Annotated in this window: 11 protein-coding genes and 1 rRNA gene; 11 read left to right on the top strand and 1 reads right to left on the bottom strand. The window is 60.5% G+C overall.

Features of this window, described 5'->3' with window-relative positions; all coding sequences use genetic code 11:
• Positions 1-64 precede the first annotated feature (64 nt).
• The 3 genes from P9M14_07105 to P9M14_07095 are packed head-to-tail and all read left to right on the top strand — an operon-like array spanning position 65 to position 2,017.
• Positions 65-709, top strand: a complete 645-nt coding sequence (locus P9M14_07105) for a tetratricopeptide repeat protein (protein ID MDP8255497.1) — start codon at positions 65-67, stop codon at positions 707-709.
• 2 nt (positions 710-711) lie between these two features.
• The gene (locus tag P9M14_07100; protein MDP8255496.1) at positions 712-1,473 is read left to right on the top strand and encodes an NAD-dependent deacylase; all 762 of its coding nucleotides are present in this window, start codon (positions 712-714) and stop codon (positions 1,471-1,473) included.
• A gap of 4 nt (positions 1,474-1,477) precedes the next feature.
• Positions 1,478-2,017: a nitroreductase family protein gene (locus P9M14_07095; GenBank protein MDP8255495.1), complete on the top strand. Its 540-nt coding sequence runs from the start codon at positions 1,478-1,480 to the stop codon at positions 2,015-2,017.
• 312 nt (positions 2,018-2,329) lie between these two features.
• On the opposite strand, the gene P9M14_07090 is transcribed toward P9M14_07095, so the two are convergent.
• Complete coding sequence (locus P9M14_07090; protein MDP8255494.1) at positions 2,330-4,177, bottom strand: acyl-CoA dehydrogenase; 1,848 nt, start codon at positions 4,175-4,177, stop codon at positions 2,330-2,332.
• 232 nt (positions 4,178-4,409) lie between these two features.
• Between P9M14_07090 and P9M14_07085 the strand changes: the two genes are divergently transcribed.
• The 8 genes from P9M14_07085 to P9M14_07050 form a co-directional block, all read left to right on the top strand.
• Entirely contained in the window at positions 4,410-6,923 is a 2,514-nt protein-coding gene (locus P9M14_07085; protein ID MDP8255493.1) for a pyruvate formate lyase family protein, read from the top strand.
• Between the two features lie 76 nt (positions 6,924-6,999).
• Positions 7,000-7,425, top strand: a complete 426-nt coding sequence (locus P9M14_07080) for a response regulator (GenBank protein ID MDP8255492.1) — start codon at positions 7,000-7,002, stop codon at positions 7,423-7,425.
• A 74-nt stretch (positions 7,426-7,499) separates the two neighbouring features.
• Positions 7,500-9,053, top strand: a complete 1,554-nt coding sequence (ftsY, locus tag P9M14_07075; protein ID MDP8255491.1) for a signal recognition particle-docking protein FtsY — start codon at positions 7,500-7,502, stop codon at positions 9,051-9,053.
• A gap of 84 nt (positions 9,054-9,137) precedes the next feature.
• On the top strand, positions 9,138-9,416 hold the full coding sequence (locus tag P9M14_07070; GenBank protein ID MDP8255490.1) for a cell division protein ZapA: 279 nt from the start codon (positions 9,138-9,140) through the stop codon (positions 9,414-9,416).
• 409 nt (positions 9,417-9,825) lie between these two features.
• Positions 9,826-11,400, top strand: coding sequence for a ribonuclease Y (gene rny, locus P9M14_07065; GenBank protein MDP8255489.1), 1,575 nt, complete (start codon positions 9,826-9,828; stop codon positions 11,398-11,400).
• Positions 11,401-11,661: 261 nt separating this feature from the next.
• Positions 11,662-12,894 (top strand): tyrosine--tRNA ligase, encoded by a 1,233-nt coding sequence (gene tyrS / locus P9M14_07060; protein ID MDP8255488.1) that lies wholly within the window; start codon positions 11,662-11,664, stop codon positions 12,892-12,894.
• A 110-nt stretch (positions 12,895-13,004) separates the two neighbouring features.
• Positions 13,005-13,703, top strand: a complete 699-nt coding sequence (locus P9M14_07055; GenBank protein ID MDP8255487.1) for a hypothetical protein — start codon at positions 13,005-13,007, stop codon at positions 13,701-13,703.
• A gap of 431 nt (positions 13,704-14,134) precedes the next feature.
• Positions 14,135-15,154: ribosomal RNA gene (locus tag P9M14_07050) — 16S ribosomal RNA — on the top strand; the annotation flags it as partial.

Here is a 15,154-nt window from a genome sequence, read left to right as displayed (position 1 = left end):
GCCGTGGCAAATGTGTTAAGAAAATCATTTATGTGGTCTTAATCTGAAAACCGGCGGAGGCAGGGTGCGGATAGCGCTCTACATAACGTCGCTGGTGGCGATTTGCGTGCTGACGCTGGCGGGCTACCTCGTGTTCGGCCTTTTCGGTCCGACGTCGGCGAGCATGATCGGCATCGGTGCGATCATTGCCGTGACCATGGTCTACATGGCGGCCCAGCGTACGCCCGAGCAGCAGCCCACGCAGCCGCTGCGCGCCAAGCCGCGCGGCAGCCGGATGGATCCGCGGATCGAGTTCGAGATGACCCCCGCGCCGTTGGACGATACGCCGCAGGGTAGGGCGAGGTTGTTCGAGGACCACCTATCCATGGCGCGCAATCTGATCCGCAGCGAGCGCTACAAGGACGCGGTCGATATTTTGGAAACAGCGATCGAGATCGAGCCGGAGCATTCCAAGGCCTACAACTACATGGGCATCGCCATGGGCCGCCTGCAGCGCTACGAGGAATCGGCGGAAGCCTACCAGAAGGCTGTGAACATCGACTACGACTACGCCAGCGCCCACTTCAACCTGGCGTTGGTCTACGAACAGATGAGCCGCAACCGCGATGCCCTCGAATGCTGGCGGCGCTACGTAAGCATCGGAGAAGTCACCGGCGAGCGCGAAGACATGCTGGATCGAGCCCGGGCTCGAATCAAGGAGCTTAGCTGATAATGGACGTCGAATCCGTAAAGCGGGCGGCGAGGCTCTTATCGGGATCGCATCACGTGATCGCCCTCACCGGTGCCGGGATCAGCACGGACTCGGGCATCCCCGATTTCCGCAGTCCCGGAGGACTTTGGGATCGCTTCAACCCGATGGAGTACGCCACCATCGAGGCCTTTTCCAACAACCCGGCCAAGGTCTACCAAATGATCAAGGAACTACACCTGATCGTCGAGCGCGCGCGGCCCAATCCGGGGCACCTCGCGTTGGCCCGGCTGGAGCAGATGGGCATGCTCAAGGCGGTGATCACCCAGAACATCGACAACCTGCACCAGGACGCGGGCAATAAAAAGGTAATCGAGTTCCACGGAAACGGCAGCAGGCTGATCTGCCTGAACTGCCAGAAAACCTACGGCCGCGAGGATTACGAGGAGAGCCTTGAATCCGACGAGCTGCCGATGTGCAGTTGCGGTGCGGTGCTCAAGCCCGACGTGGTGTTCTTCGGCGAGCCGATTCCGGTCGAGGCCAGCATGCTCAGCCAGCACGAGGCGCAGAACTGCGATTGCATCATGGTCATCGGCACCAGCGCCACGGTCGCCCCGGCGTCGCACATCCCGTTTATCGCCAAGCGTGCCGGAGCGGCGATCGTCGAGTTCAACACCACGCGCACCGCGCTGACCGACTCGCTGGCCGACCTGTTCGTACAAGGCTCGTCGTCCGAAACCTTGGCCGCGGTCGCCGACCGTCTCAAGCTGATTGGGGAGGATTGAACAGATGGATCTTTTCGAGGCAATTCACTCGCGTCGCAGCGTGCGCAGCTATAAATCAGACCCCGTAACCGCAGAACACCTCAACGAGATTCTCGACGCGGCGCGTTGGGCTCCGTCCTGGGCCAACACCCAGTGCGCCGAGTACATCGTGATCAGCGACCCCGAGGTCAAGGCGGCCCTGGCCGAGGCGGTGGGCGAACGCAATCCGGGGCGTCCGGCGCTGTTCGAGGCGCCGCTGGTAATCGCCGGCATCGGCCGGCGCAACCTGTCCGGGTTCAAGAAAGGCGGGGCGGTCACGGAGCTGGGCGACTGGTACATGTTCGACGTGGCGTTGGGCATGGCCAACCTGACGTTGGCGGCCCAGGCCCTGGGGTACGGCACAGTGCACATCGGCATGATCGATCACGCCAAGGCCGCGCAAGTGCTCGGAGTGCCCGATGAATACCAGGTGGTCGAGCTGGTGCCGCTGGGCGTGCCCGCGCAGATGCCCAACACCACACCGCGCAAGCCCCTGGGCGATATCATTCACAACGATAAATTTTAGACCTGCTGCCTGCCCACTCCACATCGGATAAAAGTGGGTGGGTAATATTATTGTTCAACAATATTGGGTAGGCGCGAGCAGGGCCGGCTTTGAGCCGGAGCATGCCTCGCGTATTACACTAGTCGTTGACCAACGATGATCGCCGCGACGCGGGGCTGGTCGTTGAGCAATGATGATTGTGCTGCGCGAGTTTTGCGGGCACCTCAAAGGTGCCTTGATCTTTACCTCCTTCGCCCTCACTCCGTTTTTTAAATAACAAAAAAAGCCCCGGCCGATTGGCCGGGGCTTGTGCATTGAAGCGGTTGAACGGTCTTAGAACACGATGTCCAGGGCCGAGGTGTTGTCGCTCTTGATCGTTTCGGCGATCGCTCCCACGCGGGGCAGGATGTTGGTCGAGAACCACAGGGCGCTCTTGACCTTGCCGTCGTAGTAACGCGCGTCGTCGTGATCGGCCAAGAATGCCGCACGCTCGCCGGCGTCCTCGCCGATGCCCTTGTCAGCGTAGATCGCCTGGAGTTTCTCAAAGGCGATCGATGCCTGCCACAGCAGCAGGTGGCTGACCATCAGGTGGCCGAACATCTCGAGGAACGATGTGGCGCACAGCACCGGGTAGATAGCGGATTTGCCCTTGCCCTTGGAGCCAAAGAGCATCACGCACTCGGATAGGGTGTTGCGTGCCGCGTCGAGTCTGGCGACCGCGTCGGACAGCAGTGGATGGTCTTTGTGCTTGTCAATGTTCTCGGCCAGCTGCGCCATGTAGGTCATGAACAGCGCGCCGCCCTTGAGGGCCAGCTTGCGGCCGACCAAGTCCAGGGCCTGAATGCCGTTGGTCCCCTCGTAGATCGAGCAGATCTTGGTGTCGCGGGCGTACTGCTCGACCGGGTATTCCGAGCAATAGCCGTAGCCGCCGTAGGTCTGGATCGCGGACTCGGTTACGCGGAAAGCCTGATCGGAGCTGTAGGCCTTGCAGATCGGGATCATCAGGTCGACCAAGTCTTTGTGCTTGGCGCGCTCTTCCTCGGTCGCAGCGTGCCGGGACATGTCGATGTAGTAGGCCACGGTCAACAGCAGCGCACGCAGGCCCTCGCTCATCGATTTTTGGAACATCAGCATCTGGCGCACGTCGGGGTGCTCGATGATCGGCACGGGCTTGGCCTCGGGGTTTCTCATCTGCGAGACGTGCACGAACTGGATGCGCTCGCGAGCGTATTCCAGCGCGTTGCAATAGGCGGTGCCGGCCTGGCTGGCGGCCTGTAGTCCGACGTAGAGCCGGGCCTCGTTCATCATTTGGAACATGTACTTCAGGCCACGGTTCTCCTCGCCCAGCAGGTAACCCACGGTGCTGCCCTCGTCGCCGAAGTTCAGCACGCAGGTCGGGGAGCCCTTGATGCCCATCTTGTGCTCGATGCTCACCGTGGTCACGTCGTTGGAGTCGCCCAGCGAGCCGTCGTCGTTGAGGCGGTATTTGGGCACCACGAACAGGCTGATGCCCTTGGTCCCCTGGGGTGCGCCCTCAATGTGAGCCAGCAGCAGGTGGACGATGTTGTCGGTGACGTCGTGGTCGCCGCAGGAGATGAAGTTCTTGGTGCCGACGATTTTGAAGTGGTCGCCCTCGCGTTTGGCCGTGGTCTTGATCGCGGCCAAGTCCGATCCGGCCTGAGGCTCGGTGAGGCACATCGTGCCCGCCCACTGGCCGGTGTACATCTTCTCGACGTAGGTTTGCTTGAGCTCGTCGGTGCCGAAGGCCTCGATCAGATGCGCCGCGCCGTGGGTCAGGTCGGCGTACATCGTGAACGCCATGCACGAGCCGCAGAAGAACTCCATTGTCGCCATCTTCAGCGCGTAGGGCATGCCCTGGCCGCCGAATTCCGGATCGCAGTCCAGCGCGACCCAGCCGTTTTCGGCGAAAGTTTTGAAGGCCTGCTTAGTGCCCGGGGGTGAGGTAACCTGGCCGTCCTCGATCTTGGCGCCGATCTTATCGCTGTCCTCGTTGATCACCGCGACCTCGTTGGTCGCCAGCTTCAATGCCTCATCGAGAACCATTTTCAGCATGTCCGGGTCGTGCTCGGCAAATGCCGGCAGATCGCACAGCTTGTCGATACCGAGCTGCTCGAACAGGACGAATTTCACATCGCGTTCGTCAACTTTGTAGTGACTCATAGGGCGTCTCCTCACCATCGGCGGCACAGAGCCTCGGCCTGCCGAAGTCAAGTGGTTAGTAAGCGGGGAGTGGGACCCATTGAATGAGCCCTCATTCATAAAAAAGGTTAACATCCGGAGAATGTGGTGTCAACTTAAACCGTGTGGGCTGCGTCGATTGAATTCGATAATGACGAGTGTAAGATGGACCGGGCAAAAAAGGCCGTGTTGGTAAGGGTATCGGAGTGAATGGATGATTGATTTTCCTCCTGGCATCTCAGAACGAAACGCGTGCTATAAAAATCTGGTGCTGCACGCGCCTTACGAGATCTGCATCGAGCGCGCGCGTTATGTCACCGAGTCGTATCGGGCCACCGTGGGCCGCCATCCTTCGTTGCGCGCGGCGCTGGCCCTGCAAAATTGCCTGGAGAAGATGAGCATCGAGATCCTCGATTGCGAGGGGATCGTGGGCAACCGCACCAGCAAGATCGTGGGCACGCCGATCCCGGTGGAGCGCGGCGACATCAACGCGGTGCTCGAGATGGACCTGGACTCGTTGCTGGCGCGCGAACGGCAGCCCTACCGCATCGATCCGCAGGACCGCAGCGAGCTGTTCGACCAGATCCTGCCGTACTGGCGCAAGCGCAGCCTGCGCGCGCTCAAGCGTCGGCTGTGGAAGGAAAACGGTTTGCACTTCGGAGTGCGCCTGGACCCGCTGAGCATCTACCGGCGCTACCGCAGTCTGGATATGCACACGCTGTTCCAGATGGTGCGCTCGCCGCAGTTCAAGCTTAGCCAGGCGCCCAAGGCAGTGGAGGAGCTGAGCTACAACAATCCGGGCATGGTGATGAACGTGTTCGACGTGCAGGGGCACATGGTTGTGGGCCATCGCAATCTGCTGCCGATCGGGTTCCGCGAAGTGGCTCGACGTGCACAGCAGCGGCTGGAACAGTGCAGGGCGGACAACGATACGGACGGTGTGGCCTTTTGCGAGGCCGCGCTGATTTGCTGCGATGCGATCAAGAACTTTGCCGGACGCTTCGCAGTCCTGGCCCGCGAGCAGGCAAAGGGGCAGGGCGATCCGCAGCGTAAGGCCGAATTGCTTGCGATCGCGCAGCGCTGTGAGCGCGTGCCCTATGATCCGCCGCGCGATTTTGCCGAGGCCGTGCAGTCGTTGTGGCTGACCCAGGTCGGCGCGATCGTGGCCCACGGCATGGTCGGGATTTTCGCTGTCGGGCGTTCGGATCAGTACCTCTATCCGTACTATCAACGCGATATCCAACGCGGCGCGCTGACGCGCCGTGGGGCCCTGGACATCGTCGAGGAGTTGTTGATCAAACTCTCGTCGAACCTGCTGACGATCCCCTTTGGCGGCAAGAATACGGGCAGCGAACTGGGGGCCGATTCCAACGCGGTCACGGTCGGCGGGCTGGGGCCCGATGGCAATGACGCGACCAACGAGCTCTCCGAGGTGTTCCTCGACGCGGTGGCCGACGTGCGGGCCCTGGGCAACAGCTTCTCGATCCGCATTGATTCCAAATCGCCGCAGAGCTGGTTGGACAAGACCGCGGAGCTGTTCAGCGTGACCTCCGGCCCGGCGGTGTTCAACGACGAGGTGGTGGTCGAGGCGCTGACCCGCGACGGCTACAGCGCGGCCGCGGCGCGCGACTACGCGGTGATCGGCTGCGTCGAGCCCACGGGCGAGGGCGATACCTTTGGCTGCACCTCGGGCAACGATATCTCGCTGGTCGGCGCGCTGGAGATGACGCTCAACCGCGGTCGGCTGTTTATCCTCGGCCGCCGACTAGGGCCCGATACCGGCGACCCGGCGCGGTTCGAGAGTTACGAGCAGCTGTTCGAGGCTTTCCAAAGCCAGGTGCGGTTCATGATCGACGTGGTGGCCCGGGCCACGAACCTCAAGGACCAGGCCTATGCACAGACCCTGCACAGCCCCTTTGTCTCGCTGAGCATCGAGGGCTGCCTGGAAAACGCCCGCGATCTGACCCAGGGTGGTGCGCGCTACAACTTCAGCTCGATCTCGGCCCGCGGACTGGGCACGGTCGCGGACTCGCTGGCCGCGATCAAGTACGCGGTGTTCGAGCAGCGCAAGTTCACCATGCCCCAGTTGCTGCGGGCGCTGCGCAACAACTTCCGCGACAACGAGGTGATGCGGCAGTATCTGCAACACCGCGTGCCGCGCTACGGCCGCGACGAGGACGGCGCGGACCTGATCGCCAAACAGATTGTAGAGAACTTCTGCCGCGAGGTCTCCGCGCGCGAGGGTTCGCGCGGCGGTCATTTTCGGCCGGGGTTCTTCTCTTACGGCATGCACGTGCTCGAGGGCGCGATGCTCGGGGCCACGGCCAACGGCCGTCTTGCGGGCACGCCGATCTCCAACAGTCTCTCGCCCACCAACGGCTCGGAGAGCAACGGGCCCACCGGCGTGATGAACTCGTTGGCCAAGTTCGACCAGACGCTGATCGGCAACGGCTGCGCGCTGAATATCAAGCTGCTGCCCGCGATGCTCTCCACGCCCGAGCGGCGTCTGAAGTTCGGCGCGCTGATTCGCGGTTACTTCTCCCAGGGCGGAATGGAGGCCCAGTTCAACGTGGTGGACAACGCCACTTTGCTCGACGCCCAGGCCCACCCGGAGAAGTATATCGACCTGGTTGTGCGCGTTTCGGGCTATTCCGCGCTGTTCGTCGATCTGGGCAAGGCGATCCAGGACGAGATCATCAGTCGCACCCAATTCGACAGGCTTGGATGAGGGCGCGATACGGGTTGTCAGGCACTGGGGCTTGATGTATATCTCGTTACCATCCACGGGGTGTGATTTAATAGCCATGACCGATACCGAGCATAAAACCGAACAACCCAGCGCCGCACGGCCCAAGATCATGGTCGTGGACGACGACCGCACTGTGCGCGATCTGCTGCAGCGCGAGCTGGCCAAGCACGGCTTGGACGTGTTCACCGTGGCCAACGGCCTCAAGTTGGTATCGGTGCTCAAGGTCAACAAGCCCGACCTGATCCTGCTCGATATTATGATGAGCTGGATCGACGGCTTCGAGCTGTGCAAAATTGTTAAAGGCGTCAGCGAGTTTCAACACATCCCGGTGATTTTCATCTCCCATCGCAACCTGCCCGAGGATGTCGAGTTCGGCTATGCCTGCGGGGCCAGCGACTACATCAGCAAGCCCTTCGAGATCAACGACCTGATCGCCCGTGTGAAAAAGGCTCTAACAGCCGCTTCATCTCAATCCGAGTAACACCCACGGGCTAGTTGACAGGCCGCCTGGCTGCGGTTAGAAATGTGCGCCCGAAACGGCCACAGGGGAACCAGATGAGCGCCACGGATCAGGCGGCGGCCCAGCAGCAAGCGCAAGCACAAAATATTGTCGAACACGGCGAGTCCGCGGTTGCCCTGGAGCAGCCAACGCCGCCGGATGCGGCCGCGATGGATGCTCTGCCGCTGGGGCAATCCACAGCCGAGGTGGCCCTCGGAATTGAGCACGCCACCGACCTGCTGTTCTTCAGCCGTTACGGCTCTGCCGCGTTTGGCAAGATGCTTGATCCGAGCATAGAGCTGCCCGCGTTGGCCGTAAGCCCGCAGCAGGAAGTCGCCGAGCAGGTGCTGGTCGAGCAGACGCCGATCCCTGCGCCGGCGGCCGCGCCGATGGAGGCCCCGTGGTGGGCGCAGCTGATCGTGCCCGGCGCGCTGGTGGTGATGATCGTGCTCATGGCGCTGGTGCTCAAGCTGATGCACCGCGGCAAGGCCAAGCCGGAAAAGCTCGCGCAGGTAAAACCCGATCGCGCCAAGGGCAAAGCGAAAAAACCAAGCGCTCAGGTATCGGAATCGCTGGAAGAGGCCGATGAGTTCGAGCAAGCGGCTGACGATGTTCTGCCCGAGCCCGAGTTCGAGCCTGAGGCCGAGTGGGAGACCGAGCCCGAGCCCGAGCCCGAACCAGAGCCGATGCTCACTCGCGAGGGTCTGTTCACCAGGCTCAAGAGCGGGCTGTCCAAGACGCGCGGTGGCCTGGTCGGCCGCATCGATCGCCTGCTGCGGCGCGGCAAGATCGACGCCGAGCTGTTCGACGAGCTCGAGGAGGTGCTGATAACGGCCGATATCGGCGTACAGACGGCCTATCGGCTGCTCGAGCACGTGCAGGCGCAGGTGGACAGCGGCGAGTTGGCCGACGTTGACGCGCTACGTCAGGCGCTCAAGGACGAGATCGCGCGCATCGTCTCGTTTAGCGTGCAGCCGGTTGCCTGGGACAGCCAACATCCACTGGTGTTGATGATCGTGGGCGTCAACGGCGTGGGCAAGACCACCACCATCGGCAAGATCGCGGCCCAGCTTACAGGGCAGGGCAAGCATGTGCTGCTGGCGGCGGCCGATACGTTCCGCGCCGCGGCCATCGAACAGCTCGAGATCTGGGCCCAGCGCGCGAACTGCGATCTGATCAAGCAGGCCCACGGAGCTGATCCGGGGGCAGTGGCCTTTGACGCGGTGGCCGCGGCTCAGGCGCGCAACGCCGACGTAGTGATTGTCGATACCGCCGGTAGGCTGCATACCAAAACGAACCTGATGGAAGAGCTCAAGAAAATTCGGCGCGTAGTGGACAAGGCGCTGCCCGGGGCGCCCCACGAGGTCTGGCTGGTGCTCGACGCCAATACCGGCCAGAACGCGATCAACCAGGCCAAAATGTTCAACGAGATGCTCGATCTCAGCGGCCTGGTCCTGACCAAGCTCGACGGCACGGCCAAGGGCGGGGTGATCGTCGGTATTTCCAATGAATTGCAGATACCGATTCGATACATCGGCATCGGCGAGCAGATGTACGACCTGCGGGCGTTCGATCCGCAACAGTTCGTCGAGGCGCTGTTCGCAGAGTAGCCTCGGGCCAATCCCTAATAATCTACTTGACAAATCTTGCCCAACCGGGCTAGGTTCCAAGGGAAATTCAACCCTAGGAACCCGATGGCGGACTTGATAGAACTCAGCATTCTCGGTAAACGTCTGAAGGTTAACTCAGAGGGGAACGACGAGTACGTGCGCGAAGTCGCGCAATACGTGGTCGAAAAAATGGACGAAGTTCAGAAGAACGGCTCACAGAGCGCTTCGCTGAACGTCGCTATCATGGCCGCGTTGAACATTGCGGACGATTATTTTAAAAGCGTGGGCCATCAGAAGACGCTGTTCGACAAGATCGAAAAAAAGTGCGATGAACTAATAGGTTTCATCGATAGCAAAGTCTGAACGAGCGTTGATGGCCCTATGAATCCCGGCGCAGCCGGGTTGACAATAGATGATCCGGGAACCGGTCGGGAGGAGCAAGCCCGATATGAGGTCCGGAAGATCAAGGGAGTATGGGTATAATTAGTACCGTTGTTATCAGGTGAGCCGAAAAGCTCCGATAATCAACGGTTGATAGTTGCGGCAGGGGGAATCGAGATTAAAGCTGTGCTTCAAATGCGATTGCAAAGTCAACGCTCACGGCTTATGAGTGGATGCGAGGAAGACCTTCTACCACTGACCTGCTCAGACTGACGCCCCTTCAGGCTATACCCGGCCTCTGATCGCCCGTACCCCACCTGGGCGAGCATCTTCTGTTGACGATAATAGGAGGCGAGCACTGCTCGTTTCCATAGAGGCTAAGGAGCCAACCGTGTCACCACTTAGTACTATTCTCATCGCCGTAAGTGCGGGAGTGCTGGGTGTTCTGGCGGGCGCTATCGTCGGCTACCTGCTTTATCGCAACTACACGCGAAGCAAGAAGCAGGATGCCGAGACCTTCTACAACAAGATGGTCGAGGAGGCGCGCCAGAACTCCCAGAACTTGGAAAAGGAAGCGGAACTCAGGATAAAAGAACAACAGATCGCGGCCAAGGCGGATTTCGAGCGGGATACCCGCGACCGTCGCCAAGATCTGGGCGTTCTTGAAAAGCGCTTAATGCAGAAGGAGGAGAACCTAGAGAAGAAAGTCGGTTTGCTAGACCAAAAAGAGATAGACACCAACCAGCGCGAGCGATCAGTTGTCGTGCGCGAGAAGTCGGCCCAAGCCCAGGAAAAGAAGTTCGGCGAACTGGTCGAGCAGTGCAACGTCAAGCTCGAGAAGTTGGCGGGCATGTCCCGTGAGGAGGCCAAGCGCAAGGTGGTCGCGGACATCGAGTCCGAGGCCAAGCACGAGGCGGCCAAGCGCATCAAGCAGATCGAGGACGAGGCGATGGAGACGGCCGAGAAGAAGGCCAAGAACATCATCGCCCTGGCGATCCAGCGCTACGCCGGCGACTATGTGGCCGAGCGCACGGTCTCGGTCGTCGCCCTGCCCAACGACGATATGAAGGGCCGGATCATCGGCCGCGAGGGGCGCAACATCCGCGCGCTGGAGGCGGCCACGGGCGTGGACTTCATCGTCGACGACACTCCCGAGGCGGTGATCCTCTCGGCGCATAATCCGATCCGCCGCGAGATCGCGCGCATCTCACTGGAACGGCTGATCTCCGACGGCCGGATTCATCCGGGCCGGATCGAGGAGATCGTGTCCAAGGCCGGTCTGGAGGTCGAGAAAGAGGTCCAGCAGGCCGGGGAGCAGGCGACGTTCGATCTGGGCGTGCACGGGATCCATCCCGAGCTGATCAAGCTTCTGGGCAAGTTGAAATTCCGCACCAGCTATGCGCAGAACGTGCTGCAGCACAGCCTGGAGGTGGCGTTTCTTGCAGGGATTATGGCTGCGGAGTTGGGGCAGAACGTCAAGCAGGCCAAACGCGCCGGACTGCTGCACGACATCGGCAAGGCCGTGGATCACGAGGTCGAGGGCACGCACGCCCAGTTGGGCTGCGACCTGGCTCGCAAGTACGGCGAGAGTCCCAAGATCGTGCACGCCATTGAGGCGCACCACGAGGACATCAAGCCCGATACGGTCCTGGCCGTGCTCGTTCAGGCGGCGGACGCGCTGTCAGGCGCGCGCCCCGGAGCACGCCGCGAGATGCTCGAGACCTACGTCAAGCGACTGGCCGACCTGGAGCGCATTGCCAAGAAGTTCGACGGCGTTGACAAGATCTACGCGATCCAGGCCGGACGCGAAATCCGCATCATCGTCTGCGACAAGGACGTGTCCGACGACGATACGGTGGTGATGTCGCGCGACATCGCACGCCGCATCGAGGAGGAGATGACCTATCCGGGTCAGATCAAGGTCACGGTGATCAGGGAGACCCGCTCCGTGGAATACGCGCGCTGAGGCGCGCCCGGAGCTGAACACGACGGGAGCGTCCAACAAGCCCGGACTATTCGTGAGGGTTCGTCTGCGAGGCGAACAAGATGCCGCAAGAACAAGGAAGCCGAGTCGAGACTCCGCAGGCGTATCCGCTGTGGTACGTCGAGGACGGATCGGCGAGGAAGACACAGTTGTTGCGAGTAGATTGTTCGCTGTAGTAGAAGCTTCATGAATAGTCAGGGCTAGAGGGCGCTCCCTTTTTTTCCTTTGGGACGGATATAGACAATGCGATCCACGGAAGAACAACTGGAAATTTTATTGCGCGGGGTAGCGGAGGTGATCGAGCGCGACGAGCTCGAGCAGCTCCTGAATCGCGCGATCAGCGAGGATCGTCCGCTGACAATTAAGACAGGCTTCGATCCCACGGCGCCGGACCTGCACCTGGGACATACCGTGCTGCTGCACAAGATACGACAGTTCCAGCAGCTGGGGCACAAGGTGGTGTTTCTGATCGGCGACTTCACCGCGATGATCGGCGACCCCACCGGTCGCAACGTCACCCGCCCGGCGCTTTCGCGCGAGGAGATCGAGCGCAACGCAGAGACATACACCGAGCAGGTGTTCAAGGTGCTCGATCCAAAGCGTACCACGGTCGAGTTCAATTCGCGCTGGATGGACCCGATGACCAGCCAGGATCTGATCCGGCTGGCCGGCCGCTATACCGTGGCGCGGATGCTCGAACGCGACGACTACAAAAAGCGCTTTCGCGAGGGCCGGCCGATCGCGGTCCACGAGTTCCTCTATCCGTTGATCCAGGCCTACGACTCCGTGGCGCTGCGGGCCGACGTCGAGCTGGGCGGAACCGACCAGCGCTTCAACCTGCTGCTGGGACGCGAGATCCAGCGCGACTACGGCCAGCGGCCGCAGGTCGTGATGATGATGCCGCTGCTCGAGGGCACGGACGGCGTGGAGAAGATGAGCAAGAGCCTGGGCAACTACATCGGCATCAACGAGGCGCCGACCGAGATCTTCGGCAAGCTGATGCGCATCTCCGACGAGCTGATGCTGCGCTACTACGAGCTGCTCAGCGACGTGTCGGCCGAGGATCTAGCGTTGCTCAAGGCGCAGATGAAATCAGGCGAGCTCAACCCGATGGAGGCCAAAAAACGGCTGGCCGTCGAGCTGACAGCGCGCTATCACGGCCAACAGCAGGGGATCGCGGCCCGCGAGGAGTTCCAGCGCGTGTTCTCCCAGGGCAAACTGCCCGACGAGATCGAACTTCGACAGCTCACCTACGACCAGGCCCAGGGCGCGGTGCGGCTGATTAAAGTGTTGTGCGACGCGGGATTGACCGCGAGCAACTCCGAGGCCAAGCGACTGATTAAGGGCGGAGGCGTGCGCGTCGACCAGGCCAAGATCAGCGATATCGACGCCACCTTGGAGCTCGGCGGCGAGTATCTGCTGCAGGTCGGCAAGCGAAAATTCTGCAAGGTTGCGCTGGTTGCCAAGGCAGAGTGAGGCGCACATAGCGCTTGCGGAACAGCGGCCTTTCATGCTACCAAATGTAAAAAATAAATAGAATCTCCGGCGCTCAACAACGAGTTGCAATTGGAGAGGGGAGGATTGTGATGACAAGGTGGAATATGGGACTGCGTTGGTTCATCGTCCTGCTCGTCGTGTTTGCGTTCAGTTCGATGGCGATCGTTGCCTGCTCCAGCGGCGACGATGATGACGACGACGACGACGACCTGGTCGACGACGATGACGACGATCTGGTTGACGACGACGACGATGACGACGACATCGACGACGATGATGACGACGATGACGAAACAGAGCGAGAGCTGTTCTACGACGACGGCACACAGGACGCCCAGCTGGGCTGCGGCCCCGATCCGTGTGGTTTCTTCGTCAACGCTTTTGATCCGGCCATCGATGCGGGCACCAACCTGCTGCGCGTCAAGATGATGTTCAACAGCGCCGGCTTCGAGGGCGGGACCCTGCCGCCCGCACCGTACGCCTGCACGCTGGTGGTCTACGACGCGACAGTGGCCGCCGGTCCGACTGCCGGAACGCCGATCTACAGCCAGCCGATCACCCCGACCGTCTGGGACGCCTGGGACGAGTTCGTGCTGACCGCGCCGCTGGCAGTGGCCGGCCCCTTTGCCGTCGGCATCCAGGAGACCGTTGGCTTCCAGTCGATCGGCATGGACACCGCCTCGAGTACGCCGGGCTTCGTCTCGGTCGACGGCAGCGTGCCGTTCGATCCGACGACCGCCATCGGCTACCCGGGCTGCTTCATGATCCGCGCGATCGTTCTGCCCTAAACGTTTTAACGTGATACGGATTTACCAGGGGGAGTGTTTTGCTCCCCCTTTTTTCTTGCCCGGACCATGACGCGGTGCGTCACAAGCAGTGACAAAGCCCCTATAAAAAGGGCGGTTTTGAGAAAAATGAGGGGTTTCCCTTTTTTAACTTGACACCAAAATTTCGATACGTATAATTGCGCCTCGTTTGGATCTAGTTCTTTGGTAGAAAAAACGCTGTTAAGGATTTCGCGCTTGACAAATGCTGCGAGATTCGTAATATAGAAGGTCCCTACGGATGGTCGTTACACGATCTTTTACGGGCGGAGCGAAACTCGCCTCGTAGGGACAATACGCCTTGGTCTTTGAAAACTGAATAGGAGCGCGCAAACGTGTGGTGCCCAACCATGTAAACATGGAGCTTAACGGTAGCTAATACCGTTTATCAGATTAAACTTGAGAGTTTGATCCTGGCTCAGAACGAACGCTGGCGGCGTGCCTCATACATGCAAGTCGCACGAGAACACTCCCTTCGGGGGGTTAGTAAAGTGGCGCACGGGTGAGTAACACGTGGATAATCTACCCCTGTGATCGGGATAACTACTGGAAACGGTGGCTAATACCGGATAAGACCACGATGCCTTTGGGCATTGAGGTAAAAGGTGGCCTCTCCTTGGAAGCTATCACTTGGGGACGAGTCCGCGGACCATTAGCTAGTTGGCGGGGTAATGGCCCACCAAGGCCGAGATGGTTAGCTGGTCTGAGAGGATGATCAGCCACACTGGGACTGGAACACGGCCCAGACTCCTACGGGAGGCAGCAGTAGGGAATATTGCGCAATGGGGGAAACCCTGACGCAGCAACGCCGCGTGAGCGAGGAAGGCCTTCGGGTCGTAAAGCTCTGTCGGGAGGGAAGAAAGCAGACGAGGTCAATACCCTCATCTGTTGACGGTACCTCCAATAGGAAGCACCGGCCAACTCCGTGCCAGCAGCCGCGGTAATACGGAGGGTGCAAGCGTTGTTCGGATTTACTGGGCGTAAAGGGCGTGCAGGCGGTTTGGTAAGTCAGATGTGAAAGCCCTGGGCTTAACCCGGGAAGTGCATTTGAAACTGCCTTTCTTGAGTATGGGAGAGGAGAGTGGAATTCCCAGTGTAGAGGTGAAATTCGTAGATATTGGGAGGAACACCGGTGGCGAAGGCGACTCTCTGGACCAATACTGACGCTGAGACGCGAAAGCGTGGGGAGCAAACAGGATTAGATACCCTGGTAGTCCACGCTGTAAACGATAACCACTAGACGTTAGCCCTGTTTGACAGGGTTAGTGTCGTAGCTAACGCGTTAAGTGGTTCGCCTGGGGAGTACGGCCGCAAGGCTAAAACTCAAAGGAATTGACGGGGGCCCGCACAAGCGGTGGAGCATGTGGTTTAATTCGACGCAACGCGAAGAACCTTACCTGGGTTTGACATCCTCT

Source organism: Candidatus Alcyoniella australis (assembly GCA_030765605.1).
Taxonomy (GTDB): Bacteria; Lernaellota; Lernaellaia; order JAVCCG01; family Alcyoniellaceae; genus Alcyoniella; species Alcyoniella australis.
This window is presented reverse-complemented; position numbering and strand designations above follow the sequence as displayed.